This window comes from Rhizobium sp. BK181 (assembly GCF_014193305.1).
Lineage (GTDB): Bacteria > Pseudomonadota > Alphaproteobacteria > Rhizobiales > Rhizobiaceae > Rhizobium.
Window position 1 is genome coordinate 1009697 of sequence record NZ_JACHZA010000001.1, and the last position, 24321, is coordinate 1034017.

22 protein-coding genes are annotated in these 24321 nt (G+C 61.1%); 16 read left to right on the forward strand and 6 right to left on the reverse strand.

What is annotated here, in order from left to right:
- Positions 1 to 2: 2 nt before the first annotated feature.
- The 6 genes from FHT77_RS05105 to FHT77_RS05130 all read left to right on the forward strand — a co-directional run bounded on the left by FHT77_RS05105 (position 3) and on the right by FHT77_RS05130 (position 6426).
- Complete coding sequence (locus FHT77_RS05105; RefSeq protein ID WP_183753075.1) at positions 3 to 1022, forward strand: aldo/keto reductase; 1020 nt, start codon at positions 3 to 5, stop codon at positions 1020 to 1022.
- Between the two features lie 9 nt (positions 1023 to 1031).
- Positions 1032 to 1508: an RbsD/FucU family protein gene (locus tag FHT77_RS05110; protein ID WP_183753077.1), complete on the forward strand. Its 477-nt coding sequence runs from the start codon at positions 1032 to 1034 to the stop codon at positions 1506 to 1508.
- 175 nt (positions 1509 to 1683) lie between these two features.
- Positions 1684 to 2670: an ABC transporter substrate-binding protein gene (locus FHT77_RS05115; protein ID WP_183753079.1), complete on the forward strand. Its 987-nt coding sequence runs from the start codon at positions 1684 to 1686 to the stop codon at positions 2668 to 2670.
- Between the two features lie 123 nt (positions 2671 to 2793).
- Complete coding sequence (locus FHT77_RS05120) at positions 2794 to 4341, forward strand: sugar ABC transporter ATP-binding protein (protein ID WP_183753081.1); 1548 nt, start codon at positions 2794 to 2796, stop codon at positions 4339 to 4341.
- 24 nt (positions 4342 to 4365) lie between these two features.
- A complete protein-coding gene (locus tag FHT77_RS05125; RefSeq protein WP_183753083.1) occupies positions 4366 to 5340 on the forward strand; it encodes an ABC transporter permease in 975 nt (324 codons plus the stop codon).
- A gap of 66 nt (positions 5341 to 5406) precedes the next feature.
- The gene (locus FHT77_RS05130; protein WP_183753085.1) at positions 5407 to 6426 is read left to right on the forward strand and encodes a zinc-binding alcohol dehydrogenase family protein; all 1020 of its coding nucleotides are present in this window, start codon (positions 5407 to 5409) and stop codon (positions 6424 to 6426) included.
- Positions 6427 to 6456: 30 nt separating this feature from the next.
- Here FHT77_RS05130 and FHT77_RS05135 read toward each other — a convergent pair whose 3' ends face one another.
- Both FHT77_RS05135 and FHT77_RS05140 read right to left on the reverse strand, forming a co-directional pair.
- Complete coding sequence (locus FHT77_RS05135) at positions 6457 to 7179, reverse strand: copper homeostasis protein CutC (RefSeq protein WP_183753087.1); 723 nt, start codon at positions 7177 to 7179, stop codon at positions 6457 to 6459.
- A gap of 30 nt (positions 7180 to 7209) precedes the next feature.
- A complete protein-coding gene (locus tag FHT77_RS05140) occupies positions 7210 to 8403 on the reverse strand; it encodes a LysR family transcriptional regulator (RefSeq protein WP_183753089.1) in 1194 nt (397 codons plus the stop codon).
- Between the two features lie 420 nt (positions 8404 to 8823).
- On the opposite strand from FHT77_RS05140, the gene FHT77_RS05145 reads away from it, so the two are divergent.
- The 6 genes from FHT77_RS05145 to FHT77_RS05170 all read left to right on the forward strand — a co-directional run bounded on the left by FHT77_RS05145 (position 8824) and on the right by FHT77_RS05170 (position 15554).
- On the forward strand, positions 8824 to 9732 hold the full coding sequence (locus FHT77_RS05145) for an ABC transporter substrate-binding protein (protein ID WP_183753091.1): 909 nt from the start codon (positions 8824 to 8826) through the stop codon (positions 9730 to 9732).
- Between the two features lie 65 nt (positions 9733 to 9797).
- The gene (locus tag FHT77_RS05150; protein WP_183753093.1) at positions 9798 to 10964 is read left to right on the forward strand and encodes an ABC transporter permease; all 1167 of its coding nucleotides are present in this window, start codon (positions 9798 to 9800) and stop codon (positions 10962 to 10964) included.
- Positions 10961 to 11905 carry an ABC transporter ATP-binding protein gene (locus FHT77_RS05155; RefSeq protein ID WP_183753095.1) on the forward strand — a complete coding sequence of 315 codons (945 nt, stop codon included), beginning with the start codon at positions 10961 to 10963 and terminating at the stop codon, positions 11903 to 11905. Before FHT77_RS05150 ends, FHT77_RS05155 begins: the two co-directional genes overlap by 4 nt.
- A complete protein-coding gene (locus tag FHT77_RS05160) occupies positions 11902 to 12651 on the forward strand; it encodes an ABC transporter permease (protein WP_183753097.1) in 750 nt (249 codons plus the stop codon). Before FHT77_RS05155 ends, FHT77_RS05160 begins: the two co-directional genes overlap by 4 nt.
- 47 nt (positions 12652 to 12698) lie before the next feature.
- Positions 12699 to 13094 carry a VOC family protein gene (locus FHT77_RS05165; protein ID WP_183753099.1) on the forward strand — a complete coding sequence of 132 codons (396 nt, stop codon included), beginning with the start codon at positions 12699 to 12701 and terminating at the stop codon, positions 13092 to 13094.
- A 9-nt stretch (positions 13095 to 13103) separates the two neighbouring features.
- The gene (locus tag FHT77_RS05170) at positions 13104 to 15554 is read left to right on the forward strand and encodes a glycoside hydrolase family 2 protein (RefSeq protein WP_183753101.1); all 2451 of its coding nucleotides are present in this window, start codon (positions 13104 to 13106) and stop codon (positions 15552 to 15554) included.
- Positions 15555 to 15670: 116 nt separating this feature from the next.
- Here FHT77_RS05170 and FHT77_RS05175 read toward each other — a convergent pair whose 3' ends face one another.
- Positions 15671 to 16063 (reverse strand): PRC-barrel domain-containing protein, encoded by a 393-nt coding sequence (locus FHT77_RS05175; RefSeq protein WP_183753103.1) that lies wholly within the window; start codon positions 16061 to 16063, stop codon positions 15671 to 15673.
- 249 nt (positions 16064 to 16312) lie between these two features.
- Between FHT77_RS05175 and FHT77_RS05180 the strand changes: the two genes are divergently transcribed.
- Positions 16313 to 18013: a long-chain fatty acid--CoA ligase gene (locus FHT77_RS05180; protein ID WP_183753105.1), complete on the forward strand. Its 1701-nt coding sequence runs from the start codon at positions 16313 to 16315 to the stop codon at positions 18011 to 18013.
- Between the two features lie 138 nt (positions 18014 to 18151).
- Positions 18152 to 19777: a glucose-6-phosphate isomerase gene (pgi, locus tag FHT77_RS05185; RefSeq protein ID WP_183753107.1), complete on the forward strand. Its 1626-nt coding sequence runs from the start codon at positions 18152 to 18154 to the stop codon at positions 19775 to 19777.
- A gap of 73 nt (positions 19778 to 19850) precedes the next feature.
- Here the strand turns inward: pgi and FHT77_RS05190 are convergent, their stop codons facing one another.
- Complete coding sequence (locus tag FHT77_RS05190; protein ID WP_183753109.1) at positions 19851 to 20135, reverse strand: BON domain-containing protein; 285 nt, start codon at positions 20133 to 20135, stop codon at positions 19851 to 19853.
- A 175-nt stretch (positions 20136 to 20310) separates the two neighbouring features.
- On the opposite strand from FHT77_RS05190, the gene FHT77_RS05195 reads away from it, so the two are divergent.
- Positions 20311 to 21111 (forward strand): alpha/beta fold hydrolase, encoded by an 801-nt coding sequence (locus FHT77_RS05195; RefSeq protein ID WP_183753111.1) that lies wholly within the window; start codon positions 20311 to 20313, stop codon positions 21109 to 21111.
- An 8-nt stretch (positions 21112 to 21119) separates the two neighbouring features.
- Here the strand turns inward: FHT77_RS05195 and FHT77_RS05200 are convergent, their stop codons facing one another.
- A complete protein-coding gene (locus tag FHT77_RS05200; protein WP_183753113.1) occupies positions 21120 to 22046 on the reverse strand; it encodes a carbohydrate kinase in 927 nt (308 codons plus the stop codon).
- A gap of 90 nt (positions 22047 to 22136) precedes the next feature.
- Positions 22137 to 22826, reverse strand: a complete 690-nt coding sequence (locus FHT77_RS05205; protein WP_183753115.1) for an orotate phosphoribosyltransferase — start codon at positions 22824 to 22826, stop codon at positions 22137 to 22139.
- 219 nt (positions 22827 to 23045) lie between these two features.
- Between FHT77_RS05205 and FHT77_RS05210 the strand changes: the two genes are divergently transcribed.
- Complete coding sequence (locus tag FHT77_RS05210) at positions 23046 to 24317, forward strand: MgtC/SapB family protein (RefSeq protein ID WP_183753117.1); 1272 nt, start codon at positions 23046 to 23048, stop codon at positions 24315 to 24317.
- Positions 24318 to 24321 lie beyond the last annotated feature (4 nt).

The window sequence follows — 24321 nt, forward strand, 5'->3', positions numbered from 1 at the left end:
TGATGAAGACGAGGAGGATCGGCAGGACAGAGCTTGAGGTCACCGAAGTAAGCTTCGGTGGCGCCGCTCTCGGTGGCCTCTATCGGGCCTGCCCGCGCGAACAGGCCATGGAGACGCTCGAGGCTGCGTGGGCCAGCGGAATTCGCTACTTCGATGTCGCACCATGGTATGGCCTCGGCCTCGCCGAGCGTCGCTTCGGCGACTTCCTGCGCGACAAGCCGGAGAACGAATGGGTGCTGTCGACCAAAGTCGGCCGGCTGCTACGCCCAGTGCCGACGGGGACGGTCCCCGACTACAGCTATGTCAACCCGCTCTCCTTCGATGCCGATTACGACTATTCCTACGACGGCATCATGCGGTCGGTGGAGTTCAGCTACGCGCGTCTCGGACTGAACCGGATCGACATCCTCTATGTCCACGATCTTGGCGGATACACACATGGTGCGGCGAAAAACGCCGTTCTTCAGAAGCAGTTCCTGGACACCGGCATCAAGGCGCTTGAGGAACTGAAATCTTCCGGCGCGATCAAGGCCTTCGGGCTCGGCGTCAACGAGGTCCCGGTGTGCCTCGACGTCATGCACAACGCCGACATCGACTGCATCCTTATCGCAGGGCGCTATACGCTGCTCGACCGGTCTGCGGTTGCCGAGCTGCTGCCGCTTTGCCGGAAGAAGGGTACCTCGCTCGTGGTCGGGGGCGTCTTTAACTCCGGCATCCTGGCGACGGGCCCGGTGCCCGGGTCGCATTTCGACTATATGCCGGCGACAGACGACATTCTCGCCAAGGTCGGCGATATGGAGAAGATCGCCGCCAAATATGGCGTGCCGCTGGCTGCTCCGGCGTTGCAGTTTGCGCTCCGGGATCCAATCGCATCGTCCGTGCTGATCGGCACTGCAAAGGCTTCGAGCCTGACGCGCAACATGGCACTTTTCGAACCCGCCTTGCCGGACTCGATCTTCCCTGAATTCGACCCACTGACGCTCGTCGCTCCGCCGCTCGGCGAAGACGCCGTGCGTGTTTGAGGACTTACCATGCTTAGAGGTATTCACCCCATTCTCAATCCCGACCTGCTCCGTGCGATTGCCCGCATGGGACATGGGGACGATATCGTCATCGCCGATGCGAATTTCCCTTCAAGCACCATGGGCCCGGAGGTCATTCGTGCAGACGGCGTCACCGCGACCGATATGGCCGAGGCCATCCTCACGCATTTTCCGCTCGACACTTTCGTGCCCGAGTCCGCATGGCGCATGGAGGTGGTGGGCGATCCGACCGCCGTGCCCGAAGTTTGCGCCGAGTTTCAGGAGATCGTGACAAGACGGGCCGGCGATTTCAAGATTGCCTCGCTGGAACGCTTCGCCTTCTATGAGCGTGCGCGGACCGCTGCCTACATCGTGGCGACGACTGAATTCCGGTTGTATGGCAACTTGATTTTGAAGAAAGGCGTGGTCCATCCGCATGAAGTCTATCGCGGCCGACAGAACTTTAGCCAGCGATTGAACAACTGAAAAAACAATTACTTGGGATGAAGAAAGAAACGATAATCAAGTCCGCCGCGCTACTTGCAATTTGACTTTCGCTCGGCTAGCTTCTGATGGTAATTGTTTTTTATCGATAAAAATCGCCCGCCTGCGTTCAGCGGTACGGTTTCTAGGAGGAGAACGCATCTTGGAGGAGAACCACATGCGCATGAAATCGATTCTCTCCCGCCGAGCCTTTACGGCTCTCGCGGGCGCCGCCGTTATCGCCACCGCAATGCCGGTGTCGTCGTTTGCGGCTGACGTGACGATCCCGATCATCGTCAAGGACACGACGTCCTTCTACTGGCAGATCGTTCTGGCCGGCGCCCGCAAGGCAGGTCAGGATCTCGGCGTCAACGTTCCGGAACTCGGCGCACAGGCCGAATCCGACATCAACGGCCAGATCAGCATTCTTGAGAACGCTGTTGCCGGCAAGCCGGCTGCAATCGTCATCTCGCCGACCGAGTTCAAGGCACTCGGCAAGCCGATCGACGAAGCTGCCAAGTCCGTTCCGATCGTCGGCATCGACTCCGGCGCTGATTCCAAGGCCTTTAAATCGTTCCTGACAACCGACAACGTCCAGGGCGGACGTATCGCGGCTGACGGCCTTGCCGCTGCCATCAAGGAAATGACGGGCAAGGAAGAAGGCGAGGTCGTCATCCTCACCAACCTGCCGGGCGTCGGCTCTCTCGAGCAGCGCCGTGAAGGTTTCCTCGACCAGGTCAAGACGAAGCATCCTGGCCTGAAGGTCATCGCCGACAAGTACGGCGACGGCCAGGCAACGACCGGTCTCAACATGATGACCGACCTGATCACTGCCAATCCGAACCTTGTCGGCGTCTTCGCCTCGAACCTCATCCTCGGACAGGGTGTTGGCCAGGCGATCGCGGAAAACAAGCTCGGCGACAAGATCAAGGTCATCGCCTTCGACAGCGACGACAAGACGGTCGGCTTCCTCAAGGACGGCTCGCTTGCAGGTCTCGTCGTGCAGGATCCTTATCGCATGGGCTATGACGGCGTGAAAACCGCGCTCGCCGTATCCAAGGGGGAAAAAGTCGAAGAAAACGTCGACACCGGTGCAAACCTGGTCACCAAGGCCAACATGAGCGACCCGAAAATCGACGCTCTGCTGAACCCCAAGATCAAGTAAATCACATGACGGTGGCCGCGCGAGAGGAAATCCCGCGCGGCCTTTCCTTCACCTGTGTTATCGTCCGCCTGAGGAGTGCGGGCGGCCGGTGGAGAGACGGCAATTCGCGAGGAGGAAACGCCCATGAGCCTGGAAGAGGTCAGTCATCGCCACGATGACAGCGCCAAGCTGACGGAGGCAAACCGCATTCCTGCGGGCGCCCCGATCCTCGAACTCAAGGGACTCCAAAAAAATTACGGCTACGTCCAGGCGCTGAAACCAGCGACGGTGACGTTCCTGGCCGGCGAAATTCATGCGATCGTCGGCGAGAACGGCGCTGGTAAATCGACGCTCATCAAGCTTCTGACCGGCGTAATCACCAGAACGGCTGGCGAAATTCTCTGGTGCGGCCATCCGGTCGCCCTGGCGACGCCGAACGAGGCGATCGCACGCGGCATCAATGCCGTGCATCAGGAAGTCGTTCTCTGCCCGCATCTGACGGTCGCGGCCAACCTCTTTCTCGGCGACGAGGTCAACCAGTACGGCCTGATGCGCAAGAAAGAGATGGAGAGGATGGCACAGGCCGTCCTCGACGATCTCGGCTTCGGGCTCCCAGCCCATGTCCTGCTGAGCGATCTGACGATCGGCCAGCAGCAACTCGTCGCGACGGCACGCGCGGCAATGCGCGGCACGCAGTTCCTGATCTTCGACGAACCGACCGCTTACCTGACCCGCCAGGAATCGGCCCAGCTTTTCAAGCTGATCCGCCGTCTGCAGGGTGAGGGCGTCACCATCGTCTACATCAGCCACCGCATGGAAGAAGTGTTCGAGCTCGCCGACCGCGTCTCGGTGCTGCGCGATGGCACCCATGTCGGCACGCGCACGATCGGCGAGACGAACGAAGCCGAGCTGATCGCACTGATGATCAACCGTTCGATCGAGCAGATCTACCACAAGGAAGAGATCCCGATCGGAGAAACGATCGTCGACGTGCGTGGACTGTCCGGCCCCGGTTTCGAGAATGTGTCGCTCTCGGTCAAGGCCGGGCAGATTGTGGGCCTCTACGGCTTGATCGGCGCAGGGCGCAGCGAGTTCGCGCTTGGCCTCTACGGCAGAGAGAAAACGACCGGCGAGATCCATTGGATGGGCAAGAAGGTCGATATCAAGGATGAGCGCACTGCGATGGAACTTGGCATCGCGCTGGCACCTGAGAGCCGCCGCGACCAGGGACTTTGCCTCAACTTGCCGATCGGGCTGAACATCAACCTCCCCGTCTTCAAACGGCTGAGCAAAGGCCCCGTCATCAGCCACAGCGAGGAATCACAGAACGCCGATCAGCAGATTCGCGATCTCGCCATCAAGACGCCGAGCCGACGCGTTCTTGTCTCGGCCATGTCAGGCGGCAATCAGCAGAAGGTCGTCATCGGCAAGTGGCTGAGCCATGGCGCCCGGCTCTTCATCTTCGATGAGCCGACGGTGGGCGTCGATGTCGGCACGAAGGCGGAAATCTACCGGCTGTTTGCCAAGCTTCTGAAGCAGGGCGCCGGGATCATCCTGATCTCGTCCTATCTGCCGGAAGTTTATGAACTCGCGGACAGGCTGCACGTCTTCCGTCGCGGCCAGCTTGTTGCCAGCCACGACTTCCACGCGGCAACACATGAAGAAGTGCTCGGCGAAGCGATCGGCGTCTAAAAGAATAAGAGGGAGAGACCATCAATGACCGTAACCCCCACTGAGATCGCAGCGCCGCCGGCGCGCCGGAAAGTGAATATCCTCTTCGGCCTGACCCTTATCGGTCTCCTGGCGTTCCTCTGGATCCTTCTCGGCTTCGTGACCGCCAGCTTCTGGACGCCGCTGAACATCTCGAACCTGCTGCGCCAGGGCGCCATGACCGCCATTCTGGCGCTCGGGCAGACCTTCGTGATCATTACCGCCGGCATCGACCTCTCGGTCGGCGCGATCGTCGGTTTCTGCACCGTCATCCTCGCCTGGCTGCTGCAGGCGGGCGTGCCGGTTTGGGCCTCCATTCTCATCACGCTACTGATCGGCGTCGGTATCGGCGTGTTCCACGGCTTCGGCATCGTCAAGATGGGGTTGCCGCCGTTCATCATCACGCTGGCAACGCTGACCTCGCTGCGTGGCATCGGGCTTCTGATCACCAATGGTTCAACGATCAACATCGTCAACGAGCCCTTCACGAACTTCGCCCGCGCCGACTTTCTCGGTGTGCCGAGCCTGTTCTGGATGGTCATTCTCGTTGCTGTCCCGTCCTATGTCTTCCTGCACTTGAGCCGCTGGGGGCGTTATCTCTTCGCCGTCGGTTCGAACCGCGAAGCGGCCCGCCTGTCGGGCGTGCGGGTGAACGGCATCATCTATCTTGCCTACATTCTCTCAGCGACGTTTGCGGCCTTCGTCGGCGTTCTCCTTGCCTCGCGTATCGCGATCGGCAACGCCACGCAGGCGGACGGATGGGAACTGCAGGCAATCGCCTCGTCTGTCATCGGCGGCACCAGCCTGTTCGGCGCTGTCGGTTCGGTTCATGGACCGCTGATCGGTGCATTCATTCTGGCAACCATCAACAACGGTGCGAACTTGCTCAACGTCAACTCGTTCTGGCAGCGCATCATCACCGGCTTGCTGATTATCGTGATCGTCTACTTCGATCAGCTGCGCCGCCGCCGCAACCCGTAAGCCGGTAGCGACATACGGAGCCGGCCCAAAGGCCGGCTTCTTCCATTCCAGGAATGCGAGATCATCATGAAAGCAGTGCTCTGCAAGGAACCCGGTGTCCTCGAACTCGTGGAACGCCCTTCCCCCACCGCGCCTGAAGCCGGTTGGGTAAGGCTTGCGGTCAGCCACGTCGGCATCTGCGGTACGGACTACCATATCTTCGAGGGCAAGCATCCGTTCCTGGAGTATCCCCGGGTGATGGGGCACGAGATTTCGGCGACGGTTCTGGAAGCCGGCGACGGGGTTCCCATGGCGGTCGGTTCACCCGTCATCGTCAATCCCTATCTTTCTTGTGGCATCTGCGTTGCCTGCCGTCAGGTCAAACCGAATTGTTGCACCAGCATCAAGGTCCTTGGCGTCCATACCGACGGAGCCTTCTGCGAGGAAATCACCGTTCCAGCCAGCAATCTTTATGCTGCCAATGACGTCGGCCTTGAAGCAGCAGCAACCACCGAATTTCTGGCGATCGGCGCCCATGCGGTTCGCCGTTCGATGGCACCAGCCGGATCGCGCTCCCTTGTCATCGGCGCCGGTCCGATTGGGCTGGGTGCGGCGATCTTCTCGCGGATTGCGGGACATGACGTGACGTTGCTCGATACCAGCCGAGAGCGGTTGCAGATGGCCGCGGATCGGTTCGGCTTCTCCTCAGGCATCCTCGCCGGGGAAGGCGTCGCCGAAGCGGTCAAGGCGAAGACCGACGGCGATGGTTTCGACGTCGTCTTCGATGCGACCGGCTATGGCCCATCCATGGAGAAAGCCTTCAGCTTTGTCGCCCATGGCGGCGCGCTGGTGCTGGTCAGCGTCGTCAAGGACGACATCCGCTTCTCCGATCCTGAGTTTCACAAGCGGGAAATGATGGTGATCGGCAGCCGCAACGCGACCCGAGTGGATTTCGAGCATGTGGCGGACTCGATTGCCAAGGGCCTTGTCCCGGTCGACAAACTGATCACGCATCGAACGACATTAGCGAATGCACCACGAGACCTGGCACGCTGGGCACACGAAAAAGGCGGGCTGATTAAGGCCGTGATCAAGATCGGCGCCTAAGCCATCCCAATTGCCTACGCTGGCGAACGATCAGGCTGCGTCGATCGCTGCCCGCATCTGGCGGACGACGCTGGCATCCGTCCGGTTTGTCGCTGCAGCCTCAAAGCCGAAGGCGACGGCGCGCGGATCGAGACTCTCGACCGGCGAACTGCAGGAGGCGTGAACCTCGCTTGTTCCGGTGGCCCGCAGGAACTCAGCAACGTTGCCGGGCCGTACGCCACTACCCGGCATGATGGCGATACGGCCGGCGGCCTTGCGGGAGAGACGGCTCAGCGTCTCCAGGCCATCGATCGCCTTCGGCACACAGCCGGATGTCAGGATGCGCTCGCAGCCAAGCTCGATCGCCTGCTCCAATGCCGCATCGGCATCCGGGACGAGATCGAAGGCGCGATGGAGTGTTGATCCAAGCCCCTCGGCGCGGGCTTTCAGCCGGCTGATCAGCGGCACATCCAGCGTGCCATCCTTGCGATTGGCACCGATGACGACGCCGGCAAGGCCGAAGGCGCGCACGGCATCAATGTCGGCCATCATCGCTTCTTCGTCGGCCGCATCGAACACGAAGGGGCCGGCATGCGGGCGGATCATTGCATAGACCGGAATAGGCGCCGCAGCTGCGGCCTTCATCAGGCCCGCGACGGGCGTCAATCCGCCCAGTTCCAGGGCCGAGCAGAGTTCGATGCGGTTGGCGCCGCCTGCAATTGCCGCCGCAAGACCTTGCGGGCTGTCCACGCACACTTCCAGCAAAACGTTCACGCTCGAATCTCCTTGTCCGCCGCTGTCTCTTTAAGCGAAGGTGCGCTCTTGTGCGACGGGTTCGGCGATTATTTTGGCAATGGCCGCTGTTATCATGGCGCTTGCGTCAGCCGAAGCTTTCCGATGGTTGAAGGCGACGTGATAGGACATCGGGATCGTCTCCTCGAGTTCGACGATGCGAACCTTGTCGGCAATGGGCATGGCGCTGACGCGGCCTAGAAACGAGATGTAGCCATGGTTGGCGACAAGGTCGACGATCACGGGCAGGGAGTCGGCCGCGGTGATGTCCTGGCTGCGGTGCCTGCGATTGGCGGTGCGCTCATGGCTGAGCGCCATTGCGGCGTGTCCGAGACCTGTTCGCGAACTCGGCGTGCAGATCGCGTGACCTTCGACGAGCTCGGCCACCGTCCGTTCGCGGCTCTGGGGCGGTGCGATGAGGACCATGTCGGTCTTCAGCAACTCGCGATGCTGGAAGTGCTCCAGACCGAAAACGGAGTCGAGAATGGCAACGTCGATCCGGCCGGACTTCAAAGCCTCCCGCAAGTCATCCGCCGTCATCAGAACCAGAGACAGCGCATTCTTGCTGCGGCGGGCGTTCCATTCGGCGACAAGGGCCCCGAGGCACCGCGCGACCCAGCTTTCCGATCCTGTCGGAATGATCGAACCGATGCGGAGCGCCCGCGCCGTGCGCTGATAGCGTTCGTCGGCGGACGCTTTCAGATCATTCCACTCCTGCGTGATGGCCTGGAAAATGGCATAGACCCGGCCGCCCTGCTCGGTCAGCGCCGAGCCGTTGGCTTGGCGCTCGAAGAGGCGATGACGCAGCGCTTTTTCCAAAGTCGCGATCTGAAGCGAAAGCTGCGGCTGACCAAGTTTCAGCCGTCGCGCCGCCCGGTTGATGCTGCCTTGGTCGGCGACCTCCAGAAATCGCTCCATCGTGGCGATCTTGATCGGCAGACGCGCCGGTTCGCCGGTCTCGATCCAATTTGCCAGTTCTTCGGCTGACTGTACGATCGGGGCGAGCTTTTCGCGCACGTCGTTGCTGGCGAGAAGCGTGGTTAGCTCACCGGAGCTGCGCTCCGTCAGCTTGAGCGCAAGCTCGGTCTCGAGATTGCGGACCGCCGTCGAGACCGTCGATGCTGCAAGCGAAAGGCTGCGCGCCGTCTCTCTGACCGAGCCGGATGCGAGCACGTGACTGGCGACAAACAACGTGCCGAGCTGCAATCGTTTTCTCCGTAACAATATGAAAAATCGAACGATATGGTGTGTTCGCGAAAAAAGATATCCCTGTCGCGAAATCAGACCGTTATCGTTCCCTTCAAGAACAAAACCGGGTTGGACAGTAGAAGCACTGAAGAGCACCGGACATCTGCGGAAACACGCAAGGGAACAAAAACAAATCGCTGCAGCGACGGAAAAGGAAATGCATTTTCGCGCAAGCATTTGCATTCACCGCCATAATCGCGCCGCGAACGCAAAACTGGAGAGGCTTGCATCGATTTTTCGAACGCGAACGCTATTTCCATGACGCACGTATTTCCGGCATGATCGCAGCCAGGCTGCTTTCGCCGGTGATTTTATACGTGAAAGGCTCCCGCCAGGGCCTGCCACGAGGTCAAACGGTGTAAATCAAGGGGACAATCCATGTTGAAGAAATTCGCTCTTGCCGTCTCGCTTTCCGCATTTGCGGCAGGTGCGGCCCATGCTGCAGACGTCGTCGTTTCATCCAAAATCGATACTGAAGGCACGCTGCTCGGCAACGTGATCGTGCTCGCGCTCAATGCAAACGGCATCAAGACGCAGGACCGCGTTGCGCTCGGGACCACGCCGGTTCTTCGCAAGGCAATCACCGCAGGCGAAATCGACATCTATCCGGAATATACCGGCAATGCCGGCTTCTTCTTCAACAAGGCCGACGATGCAGCCTGGAAGAACCTCCAGCAGGGCTACGATCTCGCCAAGAAGCTCGACTATGACGCCAACAAGATCGTCTGGCTGACGCCCTCCCCGGCCAACAACACCTGGGCGCTCGCTGTACGCAACGACGTCGCCGGCCCGAACAACCTGAAGACCATGTCGGACTTCGGCAAGTGGGTCGCCGGCGGTGGCGCTGCCAAGCTTGTGGCTTCCGCCGAGTTCGTCAACTCGGCCGGCGCGCTTCCGGCATTCCAGACGACCTACGGCTTCACGCTGAAGCCGGACCAGGAAATCGTCCTTTCGGGCGGTGACACGGCCGCGACCATCAAGGCGGCAGCCGACCAGACGAACGGCGCCAACACCGCCATGGTCTATGGCACCGACGGCGCGATTCAGGCTGCGGAACTGACGGTTCTGGAAGACGACAAGAACGTCCAGCAGGTCTATGCGCCCACCGCGATCATCCGCGAGGAAGTGCTGAAGGCAAACCCGAAGATCGAGGAAGTGCTCGCCCCAATCTTCAAGAGCCTGAACGCCGACGAACTGCGCAAGCTGAACGGCAAGATCCAGGTCGATGGCGAACCGGCGAAATCGGTTGCCGAAGGCTACCTGAAGGAAAAGGGCTTCCTGAAGTAATCTCGTTGCCAGACGCTCCGCCTGTTCGTGGGCGGAGCAGCCTTTCGACCGGACAGGATGGATCGATGGAAGAAACCTTAGCGGTCCGCAAACTGGACCGGCTTGGCGTGGTGCTGGTGACGGCAGGTGTCGTTGCAACTGCGCTCCTGCCCTTCATCTATGTGAAGGCAAACCGCATCGCCGCCGGAAAGCCCATGCTGCTGACGCAGCTGCTCAATCAACCCTCCGCCATCATCCTGACAATTCTGCTTATCGTCACGGCTCTGGCCGTTCTGTTTCTGCAAAATGCGATGCTGCGGCTGGTGGTTTCGACCCTCTGTTTTGCAGCCCTGCTGGCGACCATCGGTTTTGCTGCCTCGGCCTTCACCCCGCCCAACAGCAATGCCGCGCGCATGACGCCGGGCGGTGGGTTCTGGGTGCTGTTTGCGGTGATCGGGCTCATCGTCTCGGATGCTCTTGTGAAGATCAAGCTGACTCCGTGGATGCGCATTGCGGCGCTTGTCGTATACACTGGCTTGCTCGGCATCTTCCTTGCGTCCGGACTGCTCGACGATCTCTCTATCATGAAGGAATTCGCGACCCGATCCGCTCAGTTCTGGACGGAAGCGCTCGCTCATTTGCTGCTGGCGTTCGGCTCGCTGGCGATCGCCATCGTCATCGGCCTGCCGCTAGGTATCCTGTGCTTCTGGGTTCCAAAGTTGCGCGCCGTCGTGCTGCAGGGCCTTAGCCTGATCCAGACGATCCCGAGCCTCGCGCTCTTCGGCATCCTGATGCTGCCGCTCGGCTACCTCGCGACGCATGTGCCCGCCGCGGCCTCGATCGGCATTCGCGGCATCGGGGCCGCGCCGGCGTTGATCGCGCTTGTCCTCTATTCGCTGTTGCCGATCGTCGCCAACACCGTCGTCGGTCTGCAGGGCGTAGATCCCTCGGTGCGTGATGCCGCGGCGGGCATGGGATTGACGCGCCGCCAGATTTTGACCGGCATCGACCTGCCGCTTGCCTTTCCGGTCATCCTCACCGGCATCCGCATTGTCCTGGTGCAGGCGATCGGCCTGGTGACGGTCGCGGCGCTGATCGGCGGTGGCGGCTTTGGCATCTTCATCTTCCAGGGGCTTGGTCAGACGGCCATGGACCTCGTTCTGCTCGGCGCCGTGCCGACCGTTTTCTTCGCCTTTTCTTCGGCCGTCATCCTCGATGCGGTCATCGACAGCATACGGGGATCCGCCGCATGAGCATGATCGAAATCAGGAACGTCACCAAGCGCTACGGCACGGCGACCGTGGTCGACAGCGTCTCGATGGATGTGGAGAAGGGTTCGATCACCGTCATTGTCGGCACCTCGGGCTCGGGTAAATCGACGCTGATGCGGATGATCAACCGGCTTGTGCCGATCACGTCGGGCGAGATCTTCGTCGGTGGCCAGAACATCATGGACGTGCCAGTGACGGAACTGCGCCGCAAGATTGGCTACGCGATCCAGGGGCACGGCCTTTTTCCGCACCGGACCGTGGCACAGAACATCGCGACGGTGCCGCAGCTTCTCGGCTGGGACACGGTGAAAGTCAATGACCGCGTCGAGGAACTGCTCGGCCTGTTCAACCTCGATCCCGCGATATTTGCCGAGAAATACCCGCACCAGCTCTCGGGCGGCCAGCAGCAGCGCGTCGGCGTTGCGCGGGCGCTCGCGGCGGAACCGGAGCTGCTATTGATGGACGAGCCGTTCGGCGCGCTTGATCCCGTTATCCGCGGCAAGGCGCAGGATGATCTGCTGGCGATCCAGAAGCAGTTCGGTACAACCGTCGTCCTCGTGACGCACGACATGGACGAAGCCTTCCATCTTGGCAACCAGATCGCCGTGATGAGCGCCGGCAAGCTGCTGCAATGTTCGACGCCGGAAAAGATCCTGACCGAGCCGGCCGACCCCTTCGTGCAGCAATTGACCGGCACCTCCGACCGGGCGCTGAAGCTGATGTCGCTGCTGCCGCTGAAGGAAAGCATGGAGCCGACAAAGTCAGGCCTGGCTTACGCATTGCCGCAGACGCTCAGCCTGCGCGACGCCCTGGCCGAGATGATCTGGCAGGGCGTTGACGAAGCTGCCGTCCAGAATGCGGACAAGGCGCCTGTGGGCTCTATCTCGATGACCAGACTGCTCGAACTGGGTCGCAAAGCATGAGGCTCGTCTTTGCGAACCTCTTTCGCGTTGGCGCGCTGGTATTGCTGCTGATCCTGTTGTTCAGGACGGAGTGGCTGTCGTTCCTGCTCGTGCCGCTGACGAGCAACAATGCGCCGGCAGTCTATACCCAAAACAGCCTTCCGCAGCTTGCCGCTTCGCATCTCTTCCTCGTGGCGATCTCGATTGTCGGCAGCGCCGTTCTGGCGATCCTCGGCGGCATCTTTGTCACCCGCAAGAGCGGCGAGGACTTCCTGCCGTTGTCCCGGGCGATCGCCAGTGCCGGCCAGACTTTCCCGCCGGTGGCGGTGCTCGCCCTTGCCGTACCCGCGACCGGCTTCGGCGCCGGACCGACCTTGCTCGCCCTCTTTCTCTATGGCCTGCTGCCGATTTTCGAGAATACCGTCTCTGGCCTCAAGCAGGTGTCTCCCTCGGTGCTCGATGCCGCCGACGGCATGGGCATGAATGGCACACAGCGGCTCTTTCAGGTGGAATTGCCGCTCGCCCTGCCGCTGATCCTCGAGGGCTTGAAGATTGCGACCGTCATCAATATCGGCACGGCAACGATCGGCTCGACGGTGGCCGCCAAGGGCCTCGGCGAAGTCATCATCGCCGGGCTGATCTCCGATAACACGGCCTTCATCCTCCAGGGCGGCCTGATCGTCGGCCTGATGGCGGTGCTGATCTATGATGCGATGGGGGTTATCGAAAACGCCATCACGCAAAGAATTGGCTTGCGCGCGGCATGAAGCGGCGGCTACCAAGGCTGCCGTGATATCGGCAATGGGAGGCAGCCTTGGCCAAGATGATTCACTCCATGATCCGCGTCCTCAACGAGGCGCGCTCGGTCGAGTTCTACGGCAAGGTCTTCGGCCTCAAGGTCGCCGATCGCATCGATTTCGACACCTTCACCCTGATCTACATGAGCAATGACGAGGCCGGCTTCGAGCTGGAGCTGACGGTCAACAAGGGGCGCACCGAGCCCTACGATCTCGGCAACGGCTATGGGCATCTGGCTCTTTCCGTCCAGGAGGTCGAGGTGGAGCACAAACGTCTGACGGAAGCCGGCCTGAACCCCGGCAAGATCGTCGAGCTCAATCGCGACGGCCAGCTGCTGGCGCTGTTCTTCTTCATCACCGATCCCGACGGCTACAAGATCGAAGTCCTGCAGCGTCACGGCCGTTATCTCTAAGAGTTTCTCATGATCGAAAAGACCGAACTGAACCGGGGCTGGACGCTCTCCTGCAACGTTACAGGTCGACGCGACCTGCCTGCTGAAATTCCGGCACAGGTACCCGGCTGCGTGCATCTCGACCTGCTCGCCAACCGACTCATCCCCGATCCCTATCTCGACGTCAACGAGATCACCAACGACTGGATCGGCAAGGAAGACTGGACCTATCGCTGCAGCTTCGATGCATCGCCGGATGCCGGGAAGGTCCAGGAACTGGTGTTCGAAGGCCTCGATACCGTCGCGATGATCGTGCTGAACGGCGAGGAGCTCGGCCGCACCTTCAACATGCACCGCATCTATCGCTTCGACGTGTCGGAGCGGCTCAAGCAAGGTGCGAACGAGCTGGTCGTGACCTTCCGCTCCGCTTACGCCTACGGCGCCGAGATGGAGGCGCATTACGGCTATCGCCCGAACAACTATCCCGGCCCTGGCAACCTGATGCGCAAGATGGCCTGCAACTTCGGCTGGGACTGGGGTCCGACGCTGGTGACAGCGGGGATCTGGAAGCCGGCGCGGCTGGAAAGCTGGGAGCGAGCCCGACTTGCGGAGACACGGGTTTCGGCGACGCTTGCCGGCGGCGACGGGCGCGTGACAGTTCGTGCAAGCGTCGAGCGCCAAGACGGCGTTCCGGCAAAACTTGTTGCAACCCTCGCCGGCGTCAGCCATGTCGCCGAACTCCCGGAGGGAGCTGACGAGGTCGAGTTCCAGCTGACCGTTCCCTCGCCGCAGATCTGGTGGCCGCACCATCTTGGCGCCCAGCCGCTCTATCCGCTGCAAATCGAATTGCGGGACGGCGTAAGCGATGACTTACTCGACAGTTATTCGAAGGACATCGGCTTTCGTTCGGTTCGGCTCGATACGGCTCCAGACGAACACGGCTCAGCATTCACCTTCGTCATCAACGACGTGCCGCTTTTCCTCTGCGGCGCGAACTGGATTCCTGACGATTGCTTCCCGTCGCGGGTAACGGCCGAGCGCTACGTTTCCCGCATCGAGGAGGCGAAAGCTGCGAACATCAACCTGCTGCGCGTCTGGGGCGGCGGCATCTTCGAGCGCGACGAATTCTACGAGGCCTGCGACCGCGCCGGGATGCTTGTCTGGCAGGATTTCCTGTTTGCCTGTGCCTCCTATCCGGAAGAAGAGCCGTTGCGCAGTGAGGTCGAAGCCGAGGTCCGCGACAACGTCGTGCGCCTGATGCCGCATCCGTCGCTGATCGTCTGGAACGGCAACAACGAGAACATCTGGGGCTTCGACGAATGGGGCTGGCGGCCGATCATCAAGGAGGGCGTAAGCTGGGGGCTCGGCTACTATCTCGATATCCTGCCAAAACTCTGCGCCGAGCTCGATCCGGATCGGCCGTACTATCCCGGCAGCCCGTATTCGGGGACGATGGAGATCGAACCCAACGCCGATGAGCACGGCTGCAAGCACATCTGGGACGTCTGGAACGATGTCGGGTACGAGGTCTATCGCAACTATATCCCGCGCTTCTGCTCCGAATTTGGCTGGCAGGCGCCGCCGAACTGGGCGACGATCGAAGAAAGCGTGCATGACACGCCGCTGACGCCGGTTTCCAACGGCGTGTTCCACCATCAGAAGGCCACCCAAGGCAATGACAAGCTGATCCGCGGCCTTGCCGGGCATCTGCCTGTGCCGCAGACGATGAACGACTGGCACTTCGCAACACAGCTCAACCAGGCACGCGCCATCCGCTTTGCGATCGAGCACATGCGCTCGCATCGCGACGTCTGCAAGGGCGCCGTCGTCTGGCAGTTCAACGATTGCTGGCCGGTGACGTCCTGGGCAGCACTCGATTCAGCGGGACGGCGCAAGCCGCTCTGGTATGCCATGCAGCAGGCATTCGATCCCAGGCTGTTGACGATCCAGCCGCGCAACGGTGGACTGGCAGCCGTCGCCGTCAACGAACGCACGCTGTTCTGGCGGTCGAAAATATCAGGCAAGCGGCTGCGGCTTGACGGAACGGTACTGGCCGAATTCGAGTTCTGGCGGCTGCTCTGCGACCGCTTTGAGGCGAAGGAGTTTCCGCTGCCGGCCGATGTCGCAACGCCAGATGATGCCGGCAACGAGCTCATCGCCGTGCAGATGCTTGACCGGCGCGCGTTCCACTATTTCGCCGAGGACATTGATTTGAAGCTCCCGGCACCGCGGGCGTCGATCGAGCTTAGCGCCACCACGGACGGATATGCCGTGACGATTACGGCACAGACCTTCCTTAAGGATCTCTGCCTGATGGCCGACCGGCTCGATCCTGATGCAGTCGTCGATTCCATGCTGGTCACGTTGCTTCCGGGTGAAAGCCACACATTCGCGCTGCACACTGCAAAAGCGTTCTCGGCAGGCGATATCGCACTTGGCAAAGTGCTGCGCACGGCCAACGATCTCGTTGCCACGAACTGAAAAGGCCCCGTCCGCGACGGGGCCCATCCAGGTCGTTTTACCACGCCGCGCGCTAGAAGGCGCTTTGGCGCAGCGCATGTACGCGCGATCGCTGGATCGCACGTGAGCGGACGACGTTACATCCAGTAGGGCGGCACGCCGTAGTAATCATACACTCGGCGGCCATTATCGTTGTACCAGGTGTCGTCATCATCCGCATAGCTCGGCGCGCCTTCGATCTGCTCCTTCGTCAGGTCGATGCGATATCCGTCCAGCTGGGTGTCGTAGCTCAGCTTTTCCCACGGCAGTGGATAGTGATCGTGGCCGATACCCAAGAAACCGCCGAACTCAAGCACGGCGTAGGCAACGCGGCCGTCCCGCTTGCCGAGGATCAATCGTTCGATCGAACCGATATGCTTGCCATCGGCTCCATAGACGCGGGTGCCTTCCACACGGTCGCTGGCAATCAGCGTCGGAGTATCCTTCACGTTCGGGTCACGGCGGGTGTTGTCAGCGTCCTGATGCAGCATGGTGCACCTCCTTTTGGTTTTCCTCGTGGTTGGTCCACGCATAAAAACGCTACCCCGAACTCGATGTTCCCAACTTTACTCACGACAACCACGGACGCTGCGTTATTGACGTTTACGTTAAGGTTAGTGTAGCTCTATTCTCAGCTTGAACCATTCAGGCGATGACATAAGCTGCCGCGTTGGAAGATGGAGGATCGTCCAATCGGCTTGCCGATGGGACCGGCCGGCAGCGACAGGGAGAGAGACAATATGAACAGCATTTCCGTCCATCCAGGCGGTGCGAAGCCCGAAAAGCCCTGGCTTGCGACTTATCCCGAGAGTGTGCCGGCAGAGCTTCCCGCACTGGAATACGAATCGTTGGCGGAATTGCTCGAGAAATCCTGCGCGCGCTATGCCAATCGCACCGCCTTTTCCAGCATGGGCAAGACACTGACCTACGGCGAGCTTGAAAGCCAAACCCGCAAGATTGCGGCGTGGCTGCAGAGCATCGGCCTCGAGAAGGGTGACCGCATCGCCGTCATGATGCCGAACGTCCTGCAGAATCCGGTCGCCGTTTACGGCATCCTGCGCGCCGGCTTCGTGGTCGTGAATGTCAATCCGCTTTACACGCCCCGCGAACTGGAACACCAGCTGCGCGATTCCGGCGCCAAGGCCATTTTCGTGCTCGAGAATTTCGCTCGCACGGTCGAGCAGGTGCTGGTCAAAACCGACGTGCGCCATGTCGTCGTCACGTCGCTCGGCGAGATGCTGGGCGCCAAGGGCTTGATCGTCAATCTGCTCGTGCGAAGGGTCAAGAAGCTCGTTCCCTCATGGTCGATCCCCCAGCATAAGACATTCAAGCAGGTGCTTGGTGAAGGTGCAGGCAAGTCACTGAAGCCCGCAAGCCTCAAGGGCGACGATATCGCCTTCCTGCAATACACCGGCGGTACGACCGGTATCGCCAAGGGTGCAGTGCTGACGCACAGGAACCTGCTCTCCAACAAGCTGCAGCTCGAACTCTGGCTCGAATCGGCCTTCGACAAGAAGCCGCGCCCGGAAGTTCTGAACTTCCTCTGCGCCTTGCCGCTCTATCACATCTTCGCACTGACGGTGAATTCGCTGATGGGCATGTCGCTCGGCGCGCATAATATCCTGGTCGCCAACCCGCGCGATATTCCGGCCCTGGTCAAGGAATTCGGCAAGGTGAAGGTTCATATCTTCCCCGGTCTCAATACGCTCTTCAATGCGCTGATGAACAATGCCGATTTTGCCAAGCTGGACTTCTCTAACATCGTGATGTCGCTCGGTGGCGGCATGGCGGTACAGCGGCCGGTCGCGGAGCGCTGGATGAAGATCACGGGGTCCCACATCACCGAGGGCTACGGGCTTTCCGAGACCTCGCCGGTTGCCACGGCGAACCGCTTCGACTCGGCGGAGTTCACCGGCTCGATCGGTCTGCCGATTCCCTCCACCGAGCTCGACATTCGCGATGAGGACGGTAATTCGCTGCCTCTCGGCGAGATCGGCGAGATCTGCATCCGCGGCCCGCAGGTGATGGCAGGCTACTGGAACAAGCCGGAGGAAACCGCCCGTGTGATGACGGCGGACGGCTATTTCCGCACCGGCGACATGGGTTTCATGGACGCACGCGGCTATACCAAGATCGTCGACCGGAAGAAGGACATGATCCTCGTCTCCGGCTTCAACGTCTATCCGAACGAAATCGAGGAAGTGGCGGCGATGCATCCGGGCATTCTCGAGGCGGCGGCTGTCGGCATCCCCGACGGGCATTCCGGCGAGGCCGTGAAGCTCTTTGTGGTGCGCAAGGATCCGGCGCTGACGGAGGCCGATGTGAAGGCGCATTGCGCTGCGAACCTCACCAATTACAAGCGTCCGCGCTTCGTGGAATTCCGCACCGAGTTGCCAAAGACGCCGGTCGGAAAAATCCTGCGCAAGGATCTCCGCGGCTAAGTTTGACGGTTGCGTGAAATTACGGGCCATCCGCTTAGGCGGGTGGCTTTTTTGCGTCCAGCGAGGTCGCCGAACTTGATTTGCGCCCTACAAAGCGAATAGTTTCCGCGACCCTCTCGCCCTGCAAAGGAGCCTCCCATGAATGCCATCGTCGAACAATTGAAGAGCACTGCGGCTGCCACCAAGGCGACCGATCTGCGCGCCGCCTTTGCCGCCGATCCGCAGCGCTTCTCCCATTTTAGCGCGTCGCTCGACGACCTCCTGATGGATTATTCCAAGACGGCGGTGAACGACGAGATTCTAGCTCTCCTGGTTAAGCTCGCGGAAACGGGCGGCGTCGAAGCCAAGCGCGACGAGATGTTCTCAGGCAAGGTGATCAATTTCACTGAAAACCGGGCCGTTCTGCACACCGCTCTGCGCAACCGCTCCAACACGCCGGTGCTGGTTGACGGCAAGGACGTGATGCCCGACGTCAACGCCGTTCTATCAGCCATGGGCACATTCGCCGACGGCATCCGCTCCGGCAGCCTCAAGGGCGCGACCGGCAAGGCGATCACCGACGTCATCAATATCGGCATCGGCGGCTCCGACCTCGGCCCCGTGATGGCGACGCTGGCGTTGGCACCATTCCATGACGGTCCGCGCGCGCACTTCGTCTCCAACATCGACGGCGCCCATATCGCCGACACGCTGAAGCTCGTTCAGCCCGAAACGACTTTGTTCATCGTTGCCTCGAAGACCTTTACGACCGTGGAGACGATGACGAACGCGCAGACGGCGCGCAAGTTCATCGCCGACGCGCTCGGCGAGGCTGCCGTTCAGCATCATTTCGCCGCCGTTTCGACCGCACTCGACAAGGTCGCGGCTTTCGGTATCGGGAGCGAGCGCGTCTTCGGCTTCTGGGACTGGGTGGGCGGCCGTTATTCGCTTTGGTCGGCAATCGGCCTGCCGATTATGATCGCCATCGGGCCGGAGAATTTCATCAAGTTTCTTGAGGGCGCTCATGCCGTCGACAATCACTTCCGCACGGCGCCCGTTACCAAGAACCTACCAATGCTGCTCGGCCTGATCGGCTTCTATCACCGCAATGTGCTCGGCTATCCAACCCGTGCGGTCCTGCCCTATGACCAGCGCCTGTCGCGCTTTCCGGCCTACCTGCAGCAGCTCGACATGGAATCGAACGGCAAGGGCGTCACGATCGACGGCACGCCGGTAGAAGGCAATTCCGGCCCGGTCGTCTGGGGCGAGCCCGGCACCAATGGACAGCATGCCTTCTATCAGCTGATCCACCAGGGCACGAGCGTCATCCCGGCCGAGTTCATGATTGCGGCGAACGCCTTCGAACCAAATCTCCGCCACCAGCACCAGCTGCTGATCTCGAATGTGCTTGCACAGTCGGAAGCGCTGATGAAGGGGCGTACCTTCGAAGAAGCGAAGAAGCAGCTGACCGACAAGGGCATGGACGACAAAAAGGCCGATTTCATCGCGCCGCACCGTGTCTTCACCGGCAACCGCCCATCGATCACCTTCGTCTACGACAAGCTGACGCCCTATGCGCTCGGTCGCCTGATCGCGCTTTATGAGCACCGCGTCTTCGTCGAAGGCGTGCTGTTCCGCATTAACTCCTTCGACCAGTGGGGCGTCGAACTCGGCAAGGAACTGGCGACCGGCCTGCTGCCCGTTGTCGAGGGCAAGGAAAGCGCTGCCGGTCACGATTCCTCAACCCAGGGCCTCGTTGCCACGCTGGCGAAGCTCGCCAAGTAACACGAAATCAAAAAGCTCCCGCGGCTCGCCGCGGGAGCTTTCCACAGTGAACTGGGGGTTTAGAAGGCCGCCTCTAGTTTGGCCGCTTCGGGAAGCCACGACATAACAGTCGATTGTGAACGTAACTTGACCCGACGATGGCGGCGGCGACATCCACGGCCAGTTCGTCATCTCCACGACAGCGGACAAAGCCTTCAAGCACTACGAAATCGCCAAGCATTGAAACAATGATCTGCGTGCTGTCGAACTCCGATGACGCTTCCAGTGCGCACTTGATCGCGGCTTTGGTCGCCGCCGAACAATGTCCGGCTTCGACGCTGCCGAGCGACCAGCCGTGACCATCAACGCGTAGAACCATTTCTTCTCCTCCAACGTTAAACATTGAAGGTACAGGTCGGCATATTAGCGGTCTATTAAGTATGACATGCGTCGATTTCTACCCAGGCTCGCCCGCGACGCGGTATTTCGCGTAGTCCATGTCGAAATCCGACCTCGCCATGCGTTATAGGTACGTCGCGATGCGGAGAGGTTGAATGAGCGTAACGGACGACGAACTTGTGAATTTCGAAGCGCATGGCGCGGCGCCGCTACCTAGGTCGCGGCACCATGGCTTCGTTGAGAATGACGGCGCCCGCATCTGGTATGCGAGCTACGGCTCCGGTCCGGCCGTGATCCTGTTACATGGTGGGCTCGGCAATGCAGGAAACTGGGGCTTTCAGGTGCCAGCGCTCGTCGCCACGGGCCGGCAAGTCGTCGTCATTGACAGCCGCGGCCACGGCCGCAGCACGCGTGACGCGCGTCCCTATCATTACACGCGGATGTCCGAAGACGTGCTTGCGGTGATGGATCACCTAGGACTGGTAAAGGCCGCGCTCGTCGGCTGGAGCGACGGGGCATGCACGGCGCTTATTCTCGCCGACCAGCGGCCGGAGCGGGTTTCCGGTGTGTTTTTCTTCGCCTGCAACATGGACCCGAGCGGCACGCTTGAATTCAAGCCGACCCCGATCATCGATCGTTGCTTCAGCCGGCATCGAAAGGACTATCGGGCGCTATCCGCCACGCCCGACGCCTTCGAGAGCTTCGTCGGCGACGTGTCGAAGATGATGGCAAGCGAGCCGAACTATAAGCCCGCGGACCTCGCGAGCATCAAGGTGCCGGTCGCGGTCGTGCTCGGAGAGAACGACGAATTCATCAAGCGCGAGCACGCGGATTATCTGGCACGCAGCATTCCCGATGCCGAGTTGATCCTCCTGCCAGAGGTCAGCCATTTCGCACCGCTGCAGCGGCCCGAGCACTTCAACCGCGAAGTGCTCGCCTTTCTCGATCGGTTATAGGCCTCGGCTCAGAGGCCGATTTCCTTTGCCCACGGGGGATTGGCTCCGGCGCGCGAGACGGTGACGGCTGCGGCCTTGGCGCCGAGCGAGAGGGCGTTCTGCAGCGCCTTTTCGCTGAGCGACGCGACCTTTTCCTTGGTCAGGAGATTGTCGATCTTCAGCGACGCAAGCACGCCGGCGTCGAAGGTATCACCGGCGCCGACGGTATCGACGACGGTGACGCGCTCGCTCGGGACGGTGACCTTGCGTTCGTTGGTGTAGCCCGATGCACCTTCAGCTCCCTTGGTGATGACGACGAGCTTGGCACCCTGCTTCAGCCAGTAGGCCGCCAGGTCATCATGGCTGCCCTCGAGGCCGAACCACTCCAGATCCTCGTCGGAGAACTTCAGGATGTCGGACTTCGACGCCATGCGCTTGATACGCGCCATATGGGTTTCCTTGTTCTTGATGAAGCCGGGGCGGATGTTTGGATCCAGCGAAATCACCCGCTTGTCGCACTCGCGGTCGAGAAGCGCTTCATAGGTCTCGCCGCAAGGGCTAGGGATCAGGCTGATCGCGCCGAAATGCAGCGCCTCGCAATCGTCGCCGAGAACGGGCAGGTCTTCGGTCGTGATCATGCGCCCGGCTGTGCCTTCGTCGTAGAAGGCATAGGTGGCCTGACCGTTGACGAGCTTGACGAAGGCGACCGTCGACGGGCGCGGGGTGATAGCGCAGAGGCTGAAGTCGACATTGCTCGCCTTCAGCGTATCGCGCAGGATCTCGCCCATCATATCGTCGGCGAGGCCGGTGAAGAAGGCCGTCGGGATGCCGAGGCGTCCGAGCGCGATCGCCGTATTGAAGATCGCACCGCCGGCGTAGGGCGCAAACCCCTTCTCACCGAGAGTCGTTTCCCGCGGCAACATGTCAATCAGCGCTTCGCCACAGCACAAAATCATTCCGGCCTCCCAGGCATTACGATCCATCGATGTTCAAATCGATTAGATAATTTCGTGGCAAAAGCAAAGCGCCGCGACGCAATTCTTCATTCAAAGTGATGAAATGCCGCCGTTGCGTCCGGACCATGCGAGCGGCGCATCGAGGAACGCTTCGACTTCGTTCAGGGTCTTCTCGTCGAACAGCTTCTGCGCCTTGGCGACCGCCAGAACATCGCGCCAGGTGGCGATGTAGTGCAGCTTCACCTTGCCATCGGCAAAGCGCAACGCGCCTTCATCGAAAATGCCGTAATAAAACAGCGCGATACCGTGATCGACCACGCCACCGGCAGCCCTGACAGCATCGATGAACTTGAACATGCTGCCGCCTGCCGTCGTCAGGTCCTCGATGACGAGGACGCGCGAGCCCTCCGGCATGTTGCCTTCGATCTGTGCGTTGCGGCCGTGACCCTTCGGTTGCTTGCGGACATAGATCATCGGCAGGCTGAGGCGATCGGCGAGCAGTGCCGCAAACGGGATGCCCGCGGTCTCGCCACCGGCAATGCAATCGAACTGCTCGAAACCGGCTTCGCGCAGCACGACGCTGGCGGCAAAATCCATCACGGTCGAGCGGATGCGCGGGAAAGAGAGCAGCTTGCGGCAATCGATGTAGACCGGACTCGCCATGCCGGACGCGAACTTGTAGGGCTGGGCAGCATTGAAATGCACCGCCTTGATCTCCCAGAGCATCTTCGCCACGAGTTCCGCCATCGCGGCGCGGTCGGTGAATGTCGTCTGGATCATCGCTCTCTCCTTTGGTCAAATCTATGGGCCAATAGCAGCAAGCGCGACAGTTTTCCAGAACGGCCAGCGGTTCGATACTCAGAAAACGTCCTGACGATCGAACGGTGTCGCCGGCGCCGCACTCCAGCCACGCAGCGTTCGAGGCCTTGAGGCCGCAATGCACCAATTCTTTCAGATATTTGCGCTTGCGCGCGTATAAAGCGGCGATATCGTCATGCCATGGACCATATCGAAGTTTTCCAGCGCCTCGGCGTGGCGCTTGCGATCGGCCTCCTCGTCGGCGTCGAACGAGGCTGGCAGGAGCGTCAGATCCGTGCTGGAGGCAGGGCCGCGGGTATCCGCACGTTCGGCCTCACCGGCTTTCTCGGCGGAATAGCCGGAACGCTTCAATCCATGACGGGTCCGTATCTCCCTGCGACGATCGCAGTGCTGTTGGGTCTCGTTTACATAGCCGGTAAGTGGCAGGAGACGGAGGAGAACCACGATTACGGCATTACCACCGTCGTGGCCGCCCTTGTGGTATTCGGGCTCGGCGTCCTGGCTGCCGTCGGCGACGTTGTGACTGCGGCAGCCGGCGCCGTCGCAACGACGGTCATTCTCGCGGCACGCCACAGCCTGCACGGCTTTCTCAGAGGGTTGACCTGGGTGGAGCTCCGTTCCGCCCTGCTGCTGCTCGCGATGACCGTGATTGCCCTGCCACTGCTGCCGGACAGAGCGCTTGACCCCTGGGGTGCGCTCAATCCCTACTCGCTGTGGCTCTTGACGATCACCATTGCGGCGCTGTCCTTTGCCGGCTACATCGCGATCCGATTGATGGGCAGCGGTCGTGGCGTTCTGCTCGCCGGGGCGGCAGGCGGGCTTGTTTCGTCGACGGCCTTGACGCTGTCCTTCGCCCGCTATTCAGCGGAGGCACCTGAAGGTGCGCGGCATCTTGCGGCCGGCGCTGGCATTGCTGGCGCCCTCTCCTACGCTCGCGTTCTTGTCATCGCCAGTGCCCTGTCCTTCACGATGCTGGTACCGCTCGCCTCAGCGCTCGTCCCGGCGATCATCGGTTTTGTGGCCGCCGGCCTGTTTGCAGCGTGGCGTTCCAAGACTGCCACCGAGGCGCCGGAGATTGACCTGAAAAACCCCTTCGAGCTCACGACCGTCATCTCCTTCGCAGCGCTGCTCGGTCTCATCAGCCTCGTGTCGAAGATGGCGATCGACTACGTCGGGGCATCCGCGCTCTTCGTCGTGGCAGCAATCTCCGGCCTCGTCGATGTCGATGCCATCACGCTTTCCACGGCACGCCTCGTCGGCTCGACGATCGATGTGACGACGGCGGCCGATGTCATCCTGATCGCCGTCGCGGTCAATACCATCACGAAGGTTGTACTGGCCTTCACGGCCGGACGCCGGGAATACGCGATGGCCCTCGGTGAAGCGTCGGCGGTGGCGGTCGTGCTCGGAGGCATGGGCTACTTCACAGCGCGCAGTTTCCTGCCGGCTTAGCCGC

Bases quoted from the DNA above. Each gene is read 5' to 3' on its own strand.
- FHT77_RS05160 (WP_183753097.1), top strand. From the start codon at position 11,902: ATGAGGCTCGTCTTTGCGAACCTCTTTCGCGTTGGCGCGCTGGTATTG.
- FHT77_RS05205 (WP_183753115.1), bottom strand. From the start codon at position 22,826: ATGATCCAGACGACATTCACCGACCGCGCCGCGATGGCGGAACTCGTG.
- FHT77_RS05145 (WP_183753091.1), top strand. From the start codon at position 8,824: ATGTTGAAGAAATTCGCTCTTGCCGTCTCGCTTTCCGCATTTGCGGCA.
- FHT77_RS05210 (WP_183753117.1), top strand. From the start codon at position 23,046: ATGGACCATATCGAAGTTTTCCAGCGCCTCGGCGTGGCGCTTGCGATC.
- FHT77_RS05125 (WP_183753083.1), top strand. From the start codon at position 4,366: ATGACCGTAACCCCCACTGAGATCGCAGCGCCGCCGGCGCGCCGGAAA.
- FHT77_RS05120 (WP_183753081.1), top strand. From the start codon at position 2,794: ATGAGCCTGGAAGAGGTCAGTCATCGCCACGATGACAGCGCCAAGCTG.
- FHT77_RS05200 (WP_183753113.1), bottom strand. From the start codon at position 22,046: ATGATTTTGTGCTGTGGCGAAGCGCTGATTGACATGTTGCCGCGGGAA.
- FHT77_RS05115 (WP_183753079.1), top strand. From the start codon at position 1,684: ATGCGCATGAAATCGATTCTCTCCCGCCGAGCCTTTACGGCTCTCGCG.
- FHT77_RS05190 (WP_183753109.1), bottom strand. From the start codon at position 20,135: ATGGTTCTACGCGTTGATGGTCACGGCTGGTCGCTCGGCAGCGTCGAA.
- FHT77_RS05175 (WP_183753103.1), bottom strand. From the start codon at position 16,063: ATGCTGCATCAGGACGCTGACAACACCCGCCGTGACCCGAACGTGAAG.
- FHT77_RS05110 (WP_183753077.1), top strand. From the start codon at position 1,032: ATGCTTAGAGGTATTCACCCCATTCTCAATCCCGACCTGCTCCGTGCG.
- FHT77_RS05155 (WP_183753095.1), top strand. From the start codon at position 10,961: ATGAGCATGATCGAAATCAGGAACGTCACCAAGCGCTACGGCACGGCG.
- FHT77_RS05105 (WP_183753075.1), top strand. From the start codon at position 3: ATGAAGACGAGGAGGATCGGCAGGACAGAGCTTGAGGTCACCGAAGTA.
- FHT77_RS05180 (WP_183753105.1), top strand. From the start codon at position 16,313: ATGAACAGCATTTCCGTCCATCCAGGCGGTGCGAAGCCCGAAAAGCCC.
- FHT77_RS05195 (WP_183753111.1), top strand. From the start codon at position 20,311: ATGAGCGTAACGGACGACGAACTTGTGAATTTCGAAGCGCATGGCGCG.
- FHT77_RS05130 (WP_183753085.1), top strand. From the start codon at position 5,407: ATGAAAGCAGTGCTCTGCAAGGAACCCGGTGTCCTCGAACTCGTGGAA.
- pgi (WP_183753107.1), top strand. From the start codon at position 18,152: ATGAATGCCATCGTCGAACAATTGAAGAGCACTGCGGCTGCCACCAAG.
- FHT77_RS05170 (WP_183753101.1), top strand. From the start codon at position 13,104: ATGATCGAAAAGACCGAACTGAACCGGGGCTGGACGCTCTCCTGCAAC.
- FHT77_RS05150 (WP_183753093.1), top strand. From the start codon at position 9,798: ATGGAAGAAACCTTAGCGGTCCGCAAACTGGACCGGCTTGGCGTGGTG.